The organism is Pseudomonas sp. MD195_PC81_125 (assembly GCF_014060985.1).
GTDB classification, from domain to species: domain Bacteria; phylum Pseudomonadota; class Gammaproteobacteria; order Pseudomonadales; family Pseudomonadaceae; genus Aquipseudomonas; species Aquipseudomonas parakoreensis.
This window is the reverse complement of the sequence record NZ_JABULD010000296.1, coordinates 1-17,622: the sequence shown is the minus strand read 5'-3', so window position 1 is coordinate 17,622 and position 17,622 is coordinate 1. Positions and strand designations below refer to the sequence as shown.

At 58.8% G+C, this 17,622-nt stretch carries 14 protein-coding genes, 1 tRNA gene and 2 pseudogenes; 7 read left to right on the top strand and 10 right to left on the bottom strand.

Annotated elements, in window-relative coordinates:
* The 6 genes and pseudogenes from HT737_RS12715 to rpsU form a co-directional block, all read right to left on the bottom strand.
* Positions 1 to 453 (bottom strand): nucleotidyltransferase domain-containing protein (locus HT737_RS12715; RefSeq protein ID WP_182402728.1); only part of this gene is annotated, 453 nt, incomplete at its 3' end.
* Positions 454 to 764: 311 nt separating this feature from the next.
* Positions 765 to 841, bottom strand: a tRNA-Ile gene (locus HT737_RS12710).
* A 15-nt stretch (positions 842 to 856) separates the two neighbouring features.
* A pseudogene (locus tag HT737_RS12705) lies at positions 857 to 4,604 on the bottom strand (bifunctional diguanylate cyclase/phosphodiesterase).
* A gap of 127 nt (positions 4,605 to 4,731) precedes the next feature.
* Positions 4,732 to 6,579, bottom strand: coding sequence for an RNA polymerase sigma factor RpoD (gene rpoD, locus HT737_RS12700; protein ID WP_041070030.1), 1,848 nt, complete (start codon positions 6,577 to 6,579; stop codon positions 4,732 to 4,734).
* A gap of 67 nt (positions 6,580 to 6,646) precedes the next feature.
* Positions 6,647 to 8,611, bottom strand: coding sequence for a DNA primase (gene dnaG / locus HT737_RS12695; protein WP_041070033.1), 1,965 nt, complete (start codon positions 8,609 to 8,611; stop codon positions 6,647 to 6,649).
* A 478-nt stretch (positions 8,612 to 9,089) separates the two neighbouring features.
* Positions 9,090 to 9,305, bottom strand: coding sequence for a 30S ribosomal protein S21 (gene rpsU / locus HT737_RS12690; protein WP_002551877.1), 216 nt, complete (start codon positions 9,303 to 9,305; stop codon positions 9,090 to 9,092).
* Positions 9,306 to 9,504: 199 nt separating this feature from the next.
* Between rpsU and tsaD the strand changes: the two genes are divergently transcribed.
* Positions 9,505 to 10,530 (top strand): tRNA (adenosine(37)-N6)-threonylcarbamoyltransferase complex transferase subunit TsaD, encoded by a 1,026-nt coding sequence (tsaD, locus tag HT737_RS12685; protein WP_182402726.1) that lies wholly within the window; start codon positions 9,505 to 9,507, stop codon positions 10,528 to 10,530.
* A gap of 23 nt (positions 10,531 to 10,553) precedes the next feature.
* On the opposite strand, the gene plsY is transcribed toward tsaD, so the two are convergent.
* On the bottom strand, positions 10,554 to 11,123 hold the full coding sequence (gene plsY, locus HT737_RS12680; RefSeq protein ID WP_041070041.1) for a glycerol-3-phosphate 1-O-acyltransferase PlsY: 570 nt from the start codon (positions 11,121 to 11,123) through the stop codon (positions 10,554 to 10,556).
* A 74-nt stretch (positions 11,124 to 11,197) separates the two neighbouring features.
* On the opposite strand from plsY, the gene folB reads away from it, so the two are divergent.
* Positions 11,198 to 11,554, top strand: coding sequence for a dihydroneopterin aldolase (gene folB, locus HT737_RS12675; protein WP_182402724.1), 357 nt, complete (start codon positions 11,198 to 11,200; stop codon positions 11,552 to 11,554).
* On the top strand, positions 11,545 to 12,060 hold the full coding sequence (gene folK, locus HT737_RS12670; protein WP_108183988.1) for a 2-amino-4-hydroxy-6-hydroxymethyldihydropteridine diphosphokinase: 516 nt from the start codon (positions 11,545 to 11,547) through the stop codon (positions 12,058 to 12,060). The genes folB and folK overlap by 10 nt, the downstream gene beginning before the upstream one ends.
* 86 nt (positions 12,061 to 12,146) lie before the next feature.
* Here folK and HT737_RS12665 read toward each other — a convergent pair whose 3' ends face one another.
* Together HT737_RS12665 and HT737_RS12660 are read right to left on the bottom strand one after the other, a co-directional pair.
* On the bottom strand, positions 12,147 to 13,325 hold the full coding sequence (locus tag HT737_RS12665; protein ID WP_182402722.1) for a VWA domain-containing protein: 1,179 nt from the start codon (positions 13,323 to 13,325) through the stop codon (positions 12,147 to 12,149).
* Between the two features lie 12 nt (positions 13,326 to 13,337).
* Positions 13,338 to 14,183 carry a MoxR family ATPase gene (locus tag HT737_RS12660; protein WP_025110627.1) on the bottom strand — a complete coding sequence of 282 codons (846 nt, stop codon included), beginning with the start codon at positions 14,181 to 14,183 and terminating at the stop codon, positions 13,338 to 13,340.
* Positions 14,184 to 14,385: 202 nt separating this feature from the next.
* On the opposite strand from HT737_RS12660, the gene HT737_RS12655 reads away from it, so the two are divergent.
* Together HT737_RS12655 and HT737_RS12650 are read left to right on the top strand one after the other, a co-directional pair.
* Positions 14,386 to 14,616 carry a DUF4160 domain-containing protein gene (locus HT737_RS12655; protein ID WP_182402720.1) on the top strand — a complete coding sequence of 77 codons (231 nt, stop codon included), beginning with the start codon at positions 14,386 to 14,388 and terminating at the stop codon, positions 14,614 to 14,616.
* Positions 14,604 to 15,101 carry a helix-turn-helix domain-containing protein gene (locus HT737_RS12650; RefSeq protein WP_182402718.1) on the top strand — a complete coding sequence of 166 codons (498 nt, stop codon included), beginning with the start codon at positions 14,604 to 14,606 and terminating at the stop codon, positions 15,099 to 15,101. The genes HT737_RS12655 and HT737_RS12650 overlap by 13 nt, the downstream gene beginning before the upstream one ends.
* On the opposite strand, the gene HT737_RS12645 is transcribed toward HT737_RS12650, so the two are convergent.
* On the bottom strand, positions 15,098 to 16,174 hold the full coding sequence (locus tag HT737_RS12645) for a DUF748 domain-containing protein (RefSeq protein ID WP_182402716.1): 1,077 nt from the start codon (positions 16,172 to 16,174) through the stop codon (positions 15,098 to 15,100). The genes HT737_RS12650 and HT737_RS12645 overlap by 4 nt on opposite strands.
* Positions 16,175 to 16,301: 127 nt before the next feature.
* Here HT737_RS12645 and cysK point away from each other — a divergent pair, with 127 nt between their 5' ends.
* Together cysK and HT737_RS12635 are read left to right on the top strand one after the other, a co-directional pair.
* On the top strand, positions 16,302 to 17,276 hold the full coding sequence (gene cysK / locus HT737_RS12640; RefSeq protein ID WP_047292345.1) for a cysteine synthase A: 975 nt from the start codon (positions 16,302 to 16,304) through the stop codon (positions 17,274 to 17,276).
* A 184-nt stretch (positions 17,277 to 17,460) separates the two neighbouring features.
* Positions 17,461 to 17,622 (top strand): annotated as a pseudogene (locus tag HT737_RS12635) (aspartyl/asparaginyl beta-hydroxylase domain-containing protein); the annotation flags it as partial.

Here is a 17,622-nt window from a genome sequence, read left to right as displayed (position 1 = left end):
GTATTCCTCTACGGGAAGTAGCCTTTCCATCAAGTCGCTGTAACTGAGGTGTTCGCCTATCAGCATCAGGTCGATGTCACTGCCGCCATGCTCGTTGCCCTTGGCGACGGAGCCGTAGATAAATGCCCACACCAATTGATCGCTCACTGGAGCCAAGGCCGCACGTAACTGCTCTGCAATACCAAAAGTTTTGCGCACGATCCCCAGCAGTTCTGCATAGATGGGACATTCGGAGTTGGCTTGGTAGTGCGTCTGGTTACCCCGACGACTCATTGTAAGAATGCCTGCACCGTGCAGACGCTCCAGTTCTCGCATGACACTGCCCTTGCCGACCTGTGCCCAGCGAGATATTTCGTTGGCGTAGAAGCTCTGATCCGGTTTGCCATACAACATGGCCAATACCTTCTGCTGGGTCGCGGTAAAGAGAGCATCGCTGAGCGGGATAGCCGGCATGGTTAACTCTTTAAGTCCCAAAAAGGGAACGATAGGTCCCTTTTTGGGAACTTTCAACTCTGCCTATTCGAGTGTCGATGGATCTGCTTCCCTTTTCGTGAGTAGACCAGCCCGACCGCTGATAAGCAGCGACGCCTCGAGAATATCCCGCCAAAGAACAGCCCAACAGACACCAAAGCCTTTTAAATCACAGCTTCGGAACTTGCCTACAGACTCCGGGGAAGTCTTCCGAACATTGCGCTCGCAAAGATTGTCCCCCCCCCAACCGATCGCCCAAGAAAAAGCCGCGCATGTAGCGCGGCTTTCAAATGTGGTGGGCCCACACGGACTTGAACCGTGGACCAAAGGATTATGAGTCCTCTGCTCTAACCAACTGAGCTATAGGCCCTCAGTAGGTCGCGGATTATAACGACGGTTTCTCGGCTGTGCTATCCGAATAATCCGATATGGTTACACGAAGAAACGTTGCGGCGAATTCTTCCGGGGGCAGTGGCAGGCTGACGATGTAGCCCTGAATCTGTTCGCAGCCCTCAGCCGCCAGAAATTGCTGTTGCGCCTGGGTTTCCACGCCCTCGGCAATCACGGTGAATTGCATGCTCCGGCCCAGGGCGATGATCGCGCGGACGATCGCCGCGTCGTGCGGGTCGTCGGGCAGTCCGCGAACAAAAGACTGGTCGATCTTGAGGATGTCCAGCGGCAGGCGTTTGAGGTAACTGAGTGATGAATAACCGGTGCCGAAGTCGTCGATCGCCAGTTGTACACCCAGGTGTTTGAGCTGGTGCAGCACCGCCAAGGCCTCTTCGGCCTGACTCATGATGAAGTTTTCGGTAATTTCCAGTTGCAGTAAATCCGGCTGCAAACGGTTGTCCCTGAGCAGTTGTTCGATACGCCCGAGCAGATTCGGCTGGCGCAGTTGCGCACCGGCGAGGTTGACTGACAGCGGGCCGAGGCTGTCGTAGATCTGATTCCACTCGAACATCTGCCGGCAGGCGGTCTCGAGTACCCAATCACCGATCTGCAAGATCATGCCGTTCTCTTCGGCCAGCGGAATGAAGTGCTCGGGCGGCACTTCGCCGAAGGTCGGGTGGCGCCAGCGGATCAGTGCTTCGGCGCCGACCAGGCGATGGTCGTCGAGGCTGATTTTCGGCTGGTAGTAGAGGAACAACTCTTCGCGTTCGATGGCCCGGCGCAGTTCGTGTTCCAGTGCCACGCGTTCGCTGGCTTGGGCGGTGAGGTCGCGGGTGTAGCTTTCGACGCGGTTGCGGCCCTTGGCCTTGGAGCGGTACATCGCGGCGTCGGCGTTTTTCACCAGAGTTGCAACGTCGCAGCCATCCCGTGGGTAGAGGCTGGTGCCGATGCTGGCACTGATGAAAAACTCGTGCTCACCGGCCTGAAACGGTGCGCCAAAGCAGTTGAGCAGTTTGATTGCGATGTTGTCGGCATCACTGGCTTGTTGCAGGCCCGGCAGCAGGATAATGAATTCATCCCCGCCCAGTCGGGCGACGGTGTCGATATCGCGCAATTGCTCCTTCAGGCGTACGGCAATGCCTTTGAGCAACAGGTCGCCAACCGGGTGCCCAAGGCTGTCGTTGATGTGTTTGAAACGGTCGAGATCGAGAAACAGCACGGCGCCCTGACCGCCATTTTCCTGCTGACTGTTCAGCGCGGTGAGCAGGCGACTTTCGAACAGGGTGCGATTCGGCAGGCCGGTGAGTGGGTCGTGGTGCGCTTGATAGTCGAGTTTGGCTTGCGCGTGTTTGAGGCTGGAGATGTCAGCAAACACCGCGACGAAGTGGGTGATGAATTTGTCGCGGTTGCGCACGGCGCTAATGGTCAGCCAGCTCGGGTACAGCTCGCCGTTCTTGCGCCGGTTGGAAATCTCGCCTTGCCAGTGACCCTCGTCGGTCAACTGGTGCCACATCGCCGCGTAAAACGCGCTGTCATGCAGGCCGGAGGCGAGCAGGCGCGGGGGTGTGGCCGAGGGCTTCGCTTTCGCTGTAGCCGGTAATTTCGGTGAACGCACGGTTCACCGCGCTGATGTGCTGCTGGGTGTCGGTGATCAGCACGCCCTCGGCGGTGCTCTCGAAAACGGTGGCGGCCTGTTGCAGCTTTTCCTGCATCAGATGGCGTTCGGTGATGTCCCGGGCGATAGTCAGCATACAGTCTTCTTCGCCGATCGGCAGCGGTCGGCTGGACACTTCGCACAGGCGGATCTGCCCGTCGCTGCGGCGGATATGGCAGGTGAAGTCGCGCACGAAGCCGTCGCGGTGCAGCAGGTCGAGCATCTGCTTGCGTTCGTTGAGGTTGACCCAGATCCCCAGGTCCAGCGCCGAGCGATCCACCGACATCGCGCTATTGAATCCGGTGATGCGGCTGAAGCCCTCGTTGACTTCCAGCAGCAAGCCATCGCTCTGACGCGACAGCAGCAAGCCGTCCGGTGAGGCATGAAAAGCCTTGGCGAACTTCTCTTCGGAGGTTTGCAGTTGTTGTTGGGTTTCCTTGAGCTGAGTGATGTCGCGCACCACCACCACCAGCGCTGGAGTGGTGTCGAGGTCGAAGGGTTCGGCGGAGATCAGGCCGGTGAATACCTGACCGTTGTTGCGGCGAAAGGGCATCTCCAGGTTGCGGATGCTACCGGCCTGCAAGCGCTGGAGCAGTCCCGGCCCGACCCCGGGAATGCCCCAGATGTTGAGTTCCGTGGCGGTCTGGCCTATGACTTCTTCGGCCTTCAGGCCGATCTGTTCTTCAAAGGCTTCGTTGACCTCCAACAGGCAGCCATCGGACAGCCTCGCGATGACCAGAATGTCCGGGCATTGCTGGAACACTGAAGCGAACTTTTGCTCCGACAGCCGCAATGCTTCTTCTGTCCGTTTGGTTTCGCTGATGTCGATCATCAGCCCGCGCATCACCGGCTCATGGCCGTGCTCGATCAGGCTGACAATATCGCGCACCCACAGGCAGCGACCGTCTGCGGTAATCACCCGATAATCGAGGGTGTGATCGCGCCCTTCGCGCACCGCCTCATCGCAGATGGCCTGGGCACGCGTCAGGTCGGCGGGGTGGATGATGTTGCGCCAGAAACCCGGAATCAGCCAGTGCGCCTGTGGATAACCGAGCAGATCCTCGGCATGCGGCGACACATAGCTGTAGGTGAAGTCGCTCATGCGCGCTTCCCAGGCGATGGCCGACAGGCTCTCCACCAGTCCGCGGTAGTGGTATTCGCTGCTGCGCAATTCCTGTTCGAGGTCGACGCGGCGGGCAATTTCCGAACTCAGGCGGCGATTGATGCGAATGACCACAGCCAGGATGATCATCAGCAATAACAGGCCCGGCAGGCCGTAAATCAGCAAATCCGACCAGAATGTCCGATGATCGAGGACATTGCCGACCCAATGTTCCTGAATGCTGCTGATTTCCTCCGGGCTCATGTCCGCCAGGACCTTGTCCAGAATGCCCACCAGCATTTTGTTGTCACGGGGCACGCCCATGGCCAACTGGTAGCGATACGGGGTTTCGCCGCTTACGTATAAACCGTCGAGCTTGAGTTGGCGCAGGCTCCAGACGCTGGAGGCGAGATCGCCGACGACCGCATCTACTTCATCGGTAGCCAGGGCCTGCAAGGCCGAGCTGACATTGGGCATGGCCACCAGATTCAGGTCCGGATGGTGGGTGCGCAGGAGTTCGTGGGGGGCGTAGTTTTCCACCACGGCGATCTTCAGTCCGTACAGGTCTTCGATTTTGCGCGGTTGCGCGCCGCCGATATGGGCGAGGATCACGATCGGGAAATCGAGATAAGGGCGAGTAAACGACAGATAGTTCTGGCGCTCGGGCGTGGACATGATCCCAGGCAGCAGATCGATCTTGCCGGTTTTCACCTGCGCCAGCACCTCAGTCCAGCTCGACGGCTCGACCGGGGTGAGTTTGACGGCCAGGCGCTGGCGGATCACGTCGATGTAATCAGCGGCCAGACCTTGATAGCGATTCTGTTCATCACGGAACTCGAACGGCGGCCACGAGGCGTCTACACCCAGGCGCAAGTCCGGGTGAGCCGCGAGCCAGCTACGTTCTTCATCGGTCAGAGTCAGCGCGTTAGCCGTTGCGGTCCAGATCATCAGTGACAGCAAGAAAAGCACGGGCGCCAGTCTGGGCATAACCGTCTCGTTAGGGCACGGGATTGATTGTTTCGAGTGTAGACGGGGTATGCGGGGGAGGGGCGGTGCGAGGGATTTAATCTGCCGTATAAAACAAAACCCCCGGCCTGGGCCGGGGGTTCTGGTATCACTCGTCGAGGAAGGAGCGCAGATGCTCGCTTCGCGTCGGGTGGCGCAGCTTGCGCAGCGCCTTGGCTTCGATCTGACGGATCCGCTCGCGCGTTACGTCAAACTGTTTGCCCACTTCTTCGAGTGTGTGGTCGGTGTTCATGTCGATACCGAAGCGCATGCGCAGTACTTTGGCTTCACGGGCAGTGAGGCCGGACAGCACTTCGCGGGTGGCTTCTTTCAGGCTTTCAACGGTTGCCACATCGATTGGCGACTGCATGGTCGAGTCTTCGATGAAGTCACCCAGATGAGAGTCTTCGTCATCACCGATCGGGGTTTCCATGGAGATCGGCTCTTTAGCGATCTTCAACACCTTGCGGATCTTGTCCTCAGGCATTTCCATGCGTTCGCCCAGTTCTTCCGGAGTCGGTTCACGACCCATTTCCTGCAGCATCTGGCGGGAAATACGGTTGAGCTTGTTGATCGTCTCGATCATGTGCACCGGAATACGAATGGTGCGAGCCTGGTCGGCGATCGAGCGAGTGATCGCCTGACGGATCCACCAGGTGGCATAAGTCGAGAACTTGTAACCACGACGGTATTCGAACTTGTCCACCGCTTTCATCAGACCGATGTTGCCTTCCTGGATCAGATCGAGGAATTGCAGGCCGCGGTTGGTGTACTTCTTGGCGATCGAGATCACCAGACGCAAGTTGGCTTCAACCATCTCTTTCTTCGCGCGGCGGGCCTTGGCCTCACCGATCGACATGCGACGGTTGATGTCCTTGATTTCAGCGATGGTCAGACCGGTTTCGGTTTCCAGCGCAATCAGCTTCTGCTGGCAACGGATGATGTCTGGCTGCACGCGACCAATGGCTTCGGCGTATTTGCTCTTGCCTTTGGCCAGGGCGTCGGACCAGCTTTCGTCGACTTCATTGCCCGGGAACTGACGCAGGAAATCGGCGCGTGGCATACGTGCATCACGGACGCACAGTTGCATGATCGCGCGCTCTTGCTGACGCAGGCGATCCAAGGCACTGCGAACACGCTCGACCAAGGCTTCGAATTGCTTCGGCACCAGTTTGATCGGCATGAACAGCTCGGCCAGGGCCAGCAACTCGGCAACGGCGGCCTTGTTGTGACGACCGTGCTTTTTCAGGGCCTTGCGGGTGATTTCCATCTGGTCGGAGACAGCGCCGAAACGCTGCGCAGCGATGACCGGATCCGGACCGCTTTCGGCTTCTTCTTCGTCATCCGAAGCTTCGGCGTCATCGTCGTCGGTATCGTCGTCAGCCTTGGCGGCTTTCGCGTCGATCGGCGGTGGCACTTCGGCAGCAGGCGGCGCAATGCCGTCGTCCGGGTCGATGTAACCGCTCAGAACGTCGGACAGGCGACCACCTTCGGTGGTGACGCGAGTGTACTCGGAGAGAATGTGGTCAACCGTGCCTGGGAAGTGCGCGATAGCGCTCATCACTTCACGGATGCCTTCTTCGATACGCTTGGCGATTTCGATTTCGCCTTCACGAGTCAGAAGCTCGACCGTACCCATTTCACGCATGTACATGCGCACCGGGTCAGTGGTGCGACCGATATCGGTCTCCACCGCGGCCAACGCGGCGGCTGCTTCTTCCGCAGCGGCCTCGTCGGTATCGGCGTCGGCCAACATAAGGGCGTCCGCATCCGGAGCACTCTCGTGTACGGGGATCCCCATGTCGTTAATCATGCGGATGATGTCTTCCACCTGCTCCGGATCTGAAATATCCTCGGGCAGGTGGTCGTTGACCTCGGCGTAAGTCAGATACTTCTGCTCACGACCCAGTTTGATCAACTCAATAATACGAGACTGCTGTTGCGCTTTTCCGGACATAACACCCTATCCACTGAAGGTCTTGGCGGGCAAAAAACAAGCCGAGGATTATACCTGAGCTATGACCTCACGCGCCAGTTGAGGTCGGGTTTGATGCGGAAACATTGCGACTTAATAGGTCGCGCAGTTGATTTTTCTCTTCGGCGCTCAGTTCGCTTTGACGCGCTTTCCTGAGCAACTGTTCCAGATTTCGCTCGCGTTGGCGGGCTGACAAGCTAGTAATGGTGTCGAAAAACTGTTGTTCAAGGTTTTCTCCGTCAATCAGCCACTCCTTTTCCGCCAACGCCTTGAGCAAGCGACCCTGTTCAGTGCCATGCCATCGCGCGATCAACTGAAATGAGTTTAGCTTGGGATTCTTCTGTACGGCTTCGAGCAGCGCCACAAGCAACTGGGCATTGGTCTGATTTTCGTCCGCAATGTGCCCGGCGTCTTCGACGCGTTCGGCCAGTTGCGGGTGGTGCAGCAATGTACGCAGGGCGGTCAGCGTCGGCGACTCGACACCAATCGGCGTGCGTGGGCGCTGTTGATCGCGATCGCCGCCACGCTTGCCGTTCTTGTCCCAGGGTTTCTTGTCCCATTTCTTGCCGCCGGCGCCGGGTTTCTTTGGCGTCCACTCCTGCTGCGGCACATACATGTCCTGTGCCTGCGGCTGATGGTAGTCGCTGTAGTCCGGCATTGCGTCGTAATCGATGCCCGGATCGTAGGCCGGAGGAGCTTCCTGCGGCGCACTTTGCGCAAGCTGGCTGACCGTTTCGCTGCTCAGGCCGGTGATTTCGGTCAGGCGCTGACGCATCAGAATGCGCAAGTTGGCGCCGGGCACTTTGTCGATCAGCGGCGCGGCGAGGGTAGCCATGTGGGCCTTGCCTTCGAGCGAGCGCGGATCGGCTTCCTCGGTCAGTTGCTGGAAGAAATAGTCTGCCAGCGGCTGCGCATGCTGATTGATGCGAGCCTTGAAGGCGTCAGTGCCTTCGGCGCGAACCAGCGTATCCGGGTCTTCGCCTTCGGGTAGAAACAGGAAGCGCGCACGGCGCCCGTCCTGCAGGCACGGCAGTGTCGCCTCCAGTGCGCGCCATGCCGCATTGCGGCCAGCCTGGTCGCCATCGAAGCAGAACAGAACGTTGGGCACGACGCGAAACAGGCGCTTGAGGTGCTCTTCGCTGGTCGCCGTGCCCAAGGTTGCGACGGCATTGCGCAAGCCTTGCTGGGCGAGGGCTATGACGTCCATGTAACCCTCGACGACGATGATTTCGTCGAGGTTGCGGTTGTTCTTGCGTGCTTCATAGAGGCCGTAGAGTTCCTGGCCTTTATGGAAGACCGGGGTTTCCGGCGAATTCAGGTATTTCGGCTTGTCGTCACCCAGTACCCGGCCACCGAAAGCGATGATCCGGCCGCGGGTATCGCGGATCGGGAACATCACGCGATCGCGGAAGCGGTCATAGCGTTTGCCGGTTTCGGCGTTCTCGATCAGCAGGCCGGCGTCGATCATGGCCTTCTGCTGCAACGTGTCGCTGCTCAAGTGCTTGAACAGATTGTCCCAGCCCGGCGGCGCAAAGCCGAGACCGAAGTCCCGGGCGATCTCGCCGGTCAGACCGCGGCCCTTGAGGTAATCCACCGCAGCCTTGCGCGCCGGATGGCTCTTGAGCGCCTGGCGGTAAAAGTCGGCGGCGGCGGTGAGCAGCGGATACAGCGGCGAGTCGGTTGGCTGTCGCGGTTTGTGCGGACGGCCGCTTTCTTCGCGGGGGACTTCCATGCCGGCGGCCTTGGCCAGGTCCTCGACAGCCTGGGGGAAATCCAGGTTGTCGTGGTCCATGAGAAAGCCGAGGGCGTTGCCGCCGGCGCCGCAGCCGAAGCAGTAATAGAACTGCTTGTCGGGGCTGACGCTGAACGACGGGGTTTTCTCTTTGTGGAACGGGCAGCAGGCGGTGTAGTTCTTGCCGGCCTTTTTCAGTTGCACGCGCGAGCTGACCACGTCGACGATGTCGGTGCGGTTCAGGAGGTCGTCAATAAAGCTCTGGGGAATCAGCCCGGCCATGGCGTTCTCGTCTGCGCTGTAATGAGTCCGATGCGAAGGGCGGCCGGACACGGGTCTTGAGTGAAGCGCACAAAATGGGCGGTTCGACCGGTCGGTGCGTATTCGCTATCGGGAAGTGTATCTGCCGAAAATCCACTGACGTTAGTAACCATCAGTCTTCGACTATTTGAAAGTGTTGCGCTGAATCCGCTGACGGCCGATAAATGGCCTCGGATAGCTCAATAAAGCGGGCACGCATGGAGGTGCCTTGGGCTGATCGTCGTGAGAGGAATCAGTGGGTGTGCTCGTCAGTAGCCTTGAAAGGCTCGTCAGAAAAGACGTGCACCGCTGGCAAAAGAGCCAGGTCTGACGCGTGAAGCAGATTTGTCTCGGTCGCGTGTGCGGCTTCGACGGTGAAGCATCAAGCGTTTTACGCAAATGCCATTAGCCCGGCTGAAGGCCGGGCTTAGGCAAGAAGCTTGCTACGAACGTCTGTGTATTAGTACAGACGAACGGCGCGGCGCTGTTCGCGCTGAACTTTCTTGGCGTGACGCTTAACAGCGGCTGCTGCTTTGCGCTTACGCTCAGAAGTTGGCTTCTCGTAAAATTCGCGGCTACGAACTTCAGCCAGTACACCGGCTTTTTCGCAGGAGCGCTTGAAACGACGCAGAGCTACGTCGAAGGGTTCGTTCTCTTTAACTTTGACGGCTGGCATCCAGAGCTACCTTCATTCATTACCGGGGTCAACATCCTCGCGGCAAAAGAGCACTTGAAGACGTCGGTTTTTAAGGGTTGCGGATGTTAACCCCTCATCGCTCGGAATGCAAAGCCTCTGATCGAAAACCGCTAGTCGGGGCATCGCGTGGCGACTATTATGCGCGCCTTCGAATTCAGCCTAAACAAGGCGCAAACCCATGCTAGTACTGGGATTAGAAACCTCCTGCGACGAAACCGGCGTCGCATTATACGACAGTGAACGCGGCCTGCTGGCCGACGCGCTGTTCAGCCAGATCGACCTGCACCGCGTCTATGGCGGCGTGGTGCCGGAGCTGGCCTCGCGTGACCACGTCAAACGCATGCTGCCCTTGATTCGTCAGGTGTTGGCCGAGGCCGACTGCGTGCCGACCGAGATCGATGCGATCGCCTACACCGCGGGCCCGGGCCTGGTCGGCGCGCTGCTGGTCGGTGCCTCGTGCGCTCAGGCGCTGGCGTTTGCCTGGGGTATTCCAGCACTTGGTGTGCACCACATGGAAGGCCACTTGCTGGCGCCGATGCTGGAGCCCAAACCGCCGGAATTTCCGTTCGTCGCTTTGTTGGTGTCCGGTGGGCACACGCAACTGGTTCAGGTCGATGGCATTGGCCAATACAGCCTGCTCGGCGAGACCCTCGACGATGCCGCCGGTGAAGCGTTCGACAAAACCGCGAAAATGATGGGCCTCAATTATCCGGGCGGGCCGGAAATCGCCAAGCTGGCCGAGAAGGGCGTTGCGGGACGTTTCACCTTCCCGCGTCCGATGTGTGATCGCCCGGGTCTGGATTTCAGCTTCAGTGGCTTGAAGACCTTTGCCCTCAACACCTGGCAGCAATGCGTCAGCGCCGGGGACGACAGCGAGCAAGCCCGTTGCGACATTGCGCTGGCGTTCCAGCAGGCCGTGGTGGAGACTTTGACCATCAAATGCAAGCGGGCCCTGAAACAGGCAAGCATGAAACGTCTGGTGATCGCTGGCGGCGTCAGTGCCAACAAGGCGTTGCGTGTTTCGCTGGAAAAGATGCTCGGCGATATGAAGGGCGATGTGTTTTACGCCCGTCCCGAGTTTTGCACCGACAATGGCGCGATGATCGCGTTTGCCGGTTGTCAGCGTTTGCAGGCCGGTCAGCAGGAAAGTCTGGCGATCAGCGTGCAGGCGCGCTGGCCGATGGAGCAGTTGTCGGCGCTGTAATGTGCGGCGCTCATGGGCGGTATTTAAAAATGCCGTTCGCGCCCGGCAAACAGGTCGCGTAGATTGCCGCGGTGGCGCCAGACGATCAGAAGCGTCAGCGCGCTCATCGGCAGCAGCGCCTCCGGCTCTTGCCATGCAAGTAGGGGCAAGGTCAGGGGCGTGGCGATCAGCGCCGCCAGCGAGCTGGTACGGGTCAGGTAGAACGTCAGCAGCCAGGCGCACACCGCCAGCAGCGCGGCGGGTGGATACAGGCCCAGCAGCATGCCGGCAGCCGTGGCGACGCCTTTGCCACCGCGAAAACGGAAATACAGCGGGAACAGGTGACCGATCACGGCGCACACGCCGATCCAGGCCTGATCCTGCAGCGAAAGGCCAGCGGCTGCTGCGATCAGCACCGGCAACAGGCCTTTGCACAGATCACCGAGCAAGGTCAGGATCGCCAGTTTGCGACCGGCCAGGCGCAGCATGTTGGTGGCGCCGGCATTACCCGAGCCACTCATTCGCGGGTCCGGATTTCCGGTCAGGCGGCTGAGCAAAATGGCGAAGGACAGAGAGCCGAGCAGGTAGGCGAGGGTCGCCAGTAACCAAAACATGCTAACTATTCCGGGCGAGGACGCCCTGATTCTAACGGCGCATTGCGCCCTTGTCGTGCAGCGGAGAAAAGTGCTTGGACAGAGTGTTTATCGAGGGCCTGGAAGTCGACACCGTGATCGGTGCCTATGACTGGGAGCGCGGCATCCGTCAGTGCTTGCGTCTTGATCTGAGCTTCGCCTGGGACAATCGTCCGGCTGCGGCCGGTGACGACCTGACTCTGGCGCTCGATTACGCCAGCGTTTCCACGCGCATCCAGGCCTTTGCCGAACAAGCGCAATATCAATTGGTCGAGACCTTTGCCGAGCGTCTGGTCGAAGTGCTGATGACCGAGTTCAAGATTACCTGGGTTCAACTGAAACTGACCAAGCCGGGCGCCGTGCCGGCCGCCAAGGGTGGCGTGGGTGTGGAGATCGAGCGCGGATGTCGCTGACTCAGGTGTACCTCGGGCTCGGTAGCAATATCGAGCGCGAAACCCATTTGCGCGCCGGGCTCGACGCTTTGGCGACATTTCTGGTGGATATCCGCTGTTCGGCGGTGTTCGAGAGCCAGCCAGTGGGAATCAAGAGCGGGCCGTTCTTCAATTTCGTAGTCTCGGCATTGACCGATCTGCCGTTGATGGAACTGGATCGACGCCTGAAATTCATCGAGGCCGATAATGGTCGCTATGCCCCTGATCGCAAGGGCTTGCCGCTGGATATCGATGTGCTGTTGTACGGTGATCTGACGGGTAATTTCGACGGTTTGATCCTGCCGCGTGCCGAAATTCTGAAAAACGCCTTTGTGCTGTGGCCGCTGTCGCTGATTGCGCCGGACCGGGTGCATCCGGGTGTGGGAAAAAACTTCGCGACGTTGTGGGCCGAGGCGCAGATTGATCAGGTGTTGGCACCGGTGGGGTTTGAATGGCGGGGCGAGCAATTGACCCCGCCGAGTCTTTAAAAGCAAAAGATCGCAGCCTGCGGCAACTCCTACACAGGGATTCGCGTTTCCATGTAGGAGCTGCCGCAGGCTGCGATCTTTTGCTTTTATTTGGACAGGAAGCGCATCCCTTCTTCCAACCCGCGCAACGTCAACGGATACATCTGGTCCTCGATCAAATCGCGCACGATATTGGTCGACGAGGTATAGCCCCAAGTGTCCTTCGGATACGGATTGATCCAGATGAGCTTCTTGTACTTTTCCATGAAGCGCTGCATCCACACGTAACCCGGCTCTTCGTTCCAGTGCTCGACACTGCCGCCGGCCTGGGTGATTTCGTAGGGCGCCATGGCGGCGTCGCCGATGAAGATCACTTTGTAGTCGGCGCCGTATTTGTGCAGCAAGTCCTGCGTCGAGAAGCGCTCGGAAGTGCGGCGCATGTTGTTCTTCCACACCGATTCATAAATGAAGTTGTGGAAGTAGAAGTACTCCAGATGCTTGAACTCGGTCTTGCACGCCGAGAACAACTCCTCGCAGATCTTCACGTGGGCGTCCATCGAGCCGCCGATGTCGAACAGCAGCAACAGCTTCACCGTGTTGCGCCGCTCCGGGCGCATCTGGATGTTCAGCAGGCCGGCATCCTTGGCGGTGTGGTCGATGGTGCCGTCGATGTCCAGCTCTTCCGCTGCCCCCTGACGGGCGAATTTACGCAGGCGACGCAAAGCGACCTTGATGTTGCGGGTGCCCAGTTCCACCGAATCGTCGAGGTTCTTGTACTCGCGCTGATCCCAGACTTTCACCGCTTTGCCCTGGCGCTTGCCGGCATCGCCGACCCGAATGCCTTCCGGGTTGAAGCCGCCGGAGCCAAACGGGCTGGTGCCGCCGGTGCCGATCCATTTGTTGCCGCCGGCGTGGCGTTCCTTCTGTTCTTCCAGACGTTTCTTGAACTCTTCGATCAGCTTGTCCAGGCCGCCGAGGGACTGGATCTGCGCGCGTTCCTCATCGCTCAGCGAGCGCTCGAATTCCTTGCGCAGCCAGTCTTCGGGAATCAATGCCTGCAGGTGATCGTCGAGTTTTTCCAGGCCATTGAAGTAGGCGCCGAACGCACGGTCGAACTTGTCGAAATGCCGTTCGTCCTTGACCAGAATCGCCCGCGACAAGTAATAGAACTCGTCCATGTCGGCGAAGGTCACGCGCTGTTTCAGCGCGTTGATCAGGTCGAGCAGCTCGCGCACCGACACCGGCACCTTGGCGGCACGCATTTCGTTGAACAGGTTGAGCAACATGGCATCAGCCTCTTAGCGAGAACCGCGACGGCTCATGAACGCCAGGCGCTCAAGCAACTGCACGTCCTGCTCGTTCTTCACCAGCGCACCGGCCAGTGGCGGAATGGCTTTGGTCGGATCGCGCTCGCGCAGCACCGCTTCGCCGATGTTGTCAGCCATCAGCAGCTTCAGCCAATCGACCAGTTCCGAGGTCGACGGCTTCTTCTTCAGGCCCGGCACCTTGCGCACGTCGAAGAACACGTCCAGCGCCTCGCTGACCAGGTCCTTCTTGATGTCCGGGTAGTGCACGTCGACGATTTTCTGCAGGGTCGTGCGATCGGGGAAGGCGATGTAATGGAAGAAGCAGCGGCGCAGGAAGGCGTCCGGCAGTTCTTTCTCGTTGTTGGAGGTAATGATGATGATCGGGCGTTTTTTTGCCTTGATGGTCTCGTCGATCTCGTAAACGTAGAACTCCATCTTGTCGAGTTCTTGCAGCAGGTCGTTGGGGAACTCGATGTCAGCCTTGTCGATTTCGTCGATCAGCAGAATGACGCGTTCTTCGGACTCGAACGCCTCCCACAACTTGCCCTTCTTCAGGTAGTTGCGCACGTCGTGGACTTTTTCGTTGCCCAGTTGCGAGTCGCGCAGACGGCTGACCGCATCGTACTCGTACAGGCCCTGATGGGCCTTGGTGGTGGACTTGATGTGCCAGGTGATCAGCTTGGCGCCGAACGATTCGGCCAGTTGCTCGGCGAGCATGGTCTTGCCGGTGCCCGGTTCGCCCTTGACCAGCAGCGGCCGCTCCAGGGTGATGGCGGCGTTGACCGCCAGCTTCAGGTCATCGGTGGCGACGTAGGCCTGGGTGCCTTCGAACTTCATCTGCTAATCCTCGAACGGTAACGCCGACCTGCACGGGCAGGGCGGGGGCGAAAAAATCGGATGCCCCGACTATAACGCGCAGCCCGGTCGACTGTGAACGCAGACGGCTTATTCAGTCTCTGAATGGGGCGTCACATGTTGACTCGGTTTCGGCCAGAGGCCAGTATTCAGGTATCGCCGATTTGGCGATAGCCTGTCGGGCATGACGACTAAATACCGATTTCGCGACAAATACCGCATTCAGTTACGTGAGAAGGATCACCCGCCACCCCATGTCCACTTGATCGGTGGCGGTGTGGACGTGATGCTGAGCCTTGAAACCGTCGAAGTCATGACGGGCAAGGCACCGCCGCTGATTATCAAGGAAGCGCTGGCTTGGGTTGCGGCTCATCAAGTGCAACGGCTGGAGGACTGGAAACGATGTTACCCATGAAAAGGCCTCGTCTGACGGCTGTGCAGGCACTGTCAGGTTTTCGATTGAAACTGACCTTTATTGATGGTCAGGATCTGACCCTTGACCTGAGCCGAGATATCCACGCTTATCCAGGTCTGCAACCATTGCTTGATCTCGAAGTGTTTGCGGCTGCGACCCTTGACGACAATGGCTGGACGGTCGAATGGCTTGAGCCCGATATACAGATTGGCGCAGACACGCTTTATATGGATGCGCTGGCCCAAAACACTGTCGATGAAAACACTTGGATTTTCATCGATTGGCGTGCACGTACCGGACTCTCACTGAATCAGGCAGCCGAGGCGCTGGGTGTCAGTGCCCGCAGCATCAGCCGATACAGTAATGGGCGGGAGGCGGTGCCAAGGTCATTAGCCTTGGCTTGTCTTGGTTGGGACTCATTGCAGCAAAAGTCCACGCTGGCGGCTGAAGAGTCTGGTCGATATGTCGTTAATCGTAAGAATTAGCCCGCATCCGGCTTCGGCCGCTCATACCGCGCATTGAAAGCCTGAATGAAGCCATTACGCAAAATCTGCAAGAACGCTTCGAACGCGCTGATATTTTGCTGATGCACGTTGCCACTGAGTTCGACCTTGGTGGCGAACTGGTTTTTGGCCTGGTTCTTCAGCACGGTTTCCGTGCCGCCGACGATGGCCTCCCAGACGGAGCGGAAGATGCTCTTGTCCTTGTTTTCCACATCCTGCTGCCAGTTGAACACTTCGACGTCGCGTAGCAAGGGTTTGATGTAGCCGCTGACCTGGGCTTTTTTCGCTTGGGCTTCGATGACGATGTCGCCATGGCCGGCGTTGAAATCGAACTTGCCGTAGGCCGAGGCAAAGTCGTTCATGCTTTTGAGTTCGATGTCGCGGGCGCGCAGGCGGAACTGGAAGTCTTCGAAGTTGCTCAGCGGATCGAAGGTGGCGCTGGTCTCCAGCGGTGCATGGCCGAGCAGCTTGGCCTTGGCTTCGAAACGGGCGTCGCGTTTGCCCTGTTTGTCGACCACGTTGGTCAGGTTGTAGATGCTCGCTTCGACGTTGCTGGCGTTCATGTTGACCGGCGGTCTGGAGTTGAAATTACGAAAACTGATCTTGCCGTCGTGAATCTGTACTTCGTCGAGGGTGATTGGCAGCAACTTGCCCAGCTGCGCGCGCCAGTCGGTGCCTTTACCGGTCTGCGAGTTCTTCTTGTCGGCCCCGCCATCGACGAAGTTGATCTCGGGATTGAAGAACTGCACCTGCGCCACCACGGCATGGTCGTACCACAGCGAGTGCCAACTGACCGCCAGATCAATCACCGGCGCGTTGACGAACGGCACCGGTACTTTGCCGTCGACCTTGACGATTTTCAGGCCGTTGATCTTATAAGCGCCGCGCCAAAGGGCCAGATCGACATCGGTGATCTGACCGCGGTAATCGCCCATGTCGGCGAGCTTGCCGTTCAAGTAATCGCGAACCATGTAGGGCAGGGCGATGTGCAGGGCGATCAGCAGCAAGACGATGATGGCGAAAATTCCGATGGGCCAGCTGTAGCGACGCTTCATGGCGGTAGTTCCCGAACGATGTAAGCGATTGACTGTTGCGCGTCGCAGACGTTCGACCCGACTGGACTGCGTCAGGCAACAGGCATACCTTGGAAGGCTGAATTCAACGCTGCATAAGGACCCAGCCATGAGCCGTATTTTCGCTGACAACGCCCATTCCATCGGCAATACGCCGCTGGTGCAGATCAACCGCATCGCGCCGCGTGGCGTGACCATTCTGGCCAAGATCGAGGGACGCAACCCCGGTTATTCGGTCAAATGCCGAATCGGCGCGAACATGATCTGGGACGCCGAGAGCAGCGGCAAACTCAAGCCGGGCATGACCATCGTCGAACCGACGTCGGGCAATACCGGCATCGGTCTGGCCTTCGTTGCTGCCGCCCGTGGTTACAAATTGATGCTGACCATGCCGGCCTCGATGAGCATCGAGCGGCGCAAGGTGCTCAAGGCCCTCGGCGCAGAACTGGTCCTGACCGAGCCGGCCAAAGGCATGAAAGGCGCAATCGAGAAGGCTGCCGAAATTGTTGCCAGCGACACTGGCTCATTCTTCATGCCGTCGCAGTTCGATAATCCGGCCAACCCGGCGATTCACGAAAAAACCACCGGTCCGGAAATCTGGAACGACACTGACGGTGCTGTCGATGTACTGGTCGCAGGTGTCGGGACCGGCGGAACCATCACCGGTGTTTCGCGGTATATCAAGAATACCCAGGGCAAACCGATTCTGTCGGTCGCCGTAGAACCCGTCTCTTCGCCGGTGATCAGCCAGGCCCTGGCGGGGGAAGAGATCAAGCCGAGCCCACACAAGATTCAGGGGATTGGTGCCGGTTTCGTACCAAAGAACCTCGATTTGTCGATGGTCGACCGGGTGGAACAGGTCACCGACGACGAATCCAAAGCCATGGCGCTGCGTCTGATGCAGGAAGAAGGCATCCTGTGCGGTATTTCCTGCGGCGCGGCCATGGCCGTGGCCGTGCGTCTGGCCGAGAAGCCGGAAATGCAGGGCAAGACCATCGTGGTGATTTTGCCGGACTCCGGTGAGCGGTATCTGTCGAGCATGTTGTTCAGCGATCTGTTCACCGAGCAGGAGAATCAGCAATAGTCGAATTGACTCAGATCAGCCGGGGTTCAGGATCGTTATGCTAATAAATGCTTTGTTGCGCAATTCTTAACACTGAATCTTGGCTTCAGCGGGTTTTTCCCGAGGCCGGTAGTGTTTATCATGGCCGGCTGCCATGCCGGGTAAAAGGCGTTGCGCAGCGTTGTCTTTATTCAAGGAGTCGTTGATGACCTTTTCGTTAGCCGCCAAGGTGTTGGTGTTGCTGCTGTTTGTGGGCAGCATCCTCTATGTGCATTTGCGCGGCAAGGCGCGTCTGCCGGTCCTGCGTCAGTTCGTCAACCACTCGGCGCTGTTCGCTCCGTACAATGCGCTGATGTACCTGTTCTCC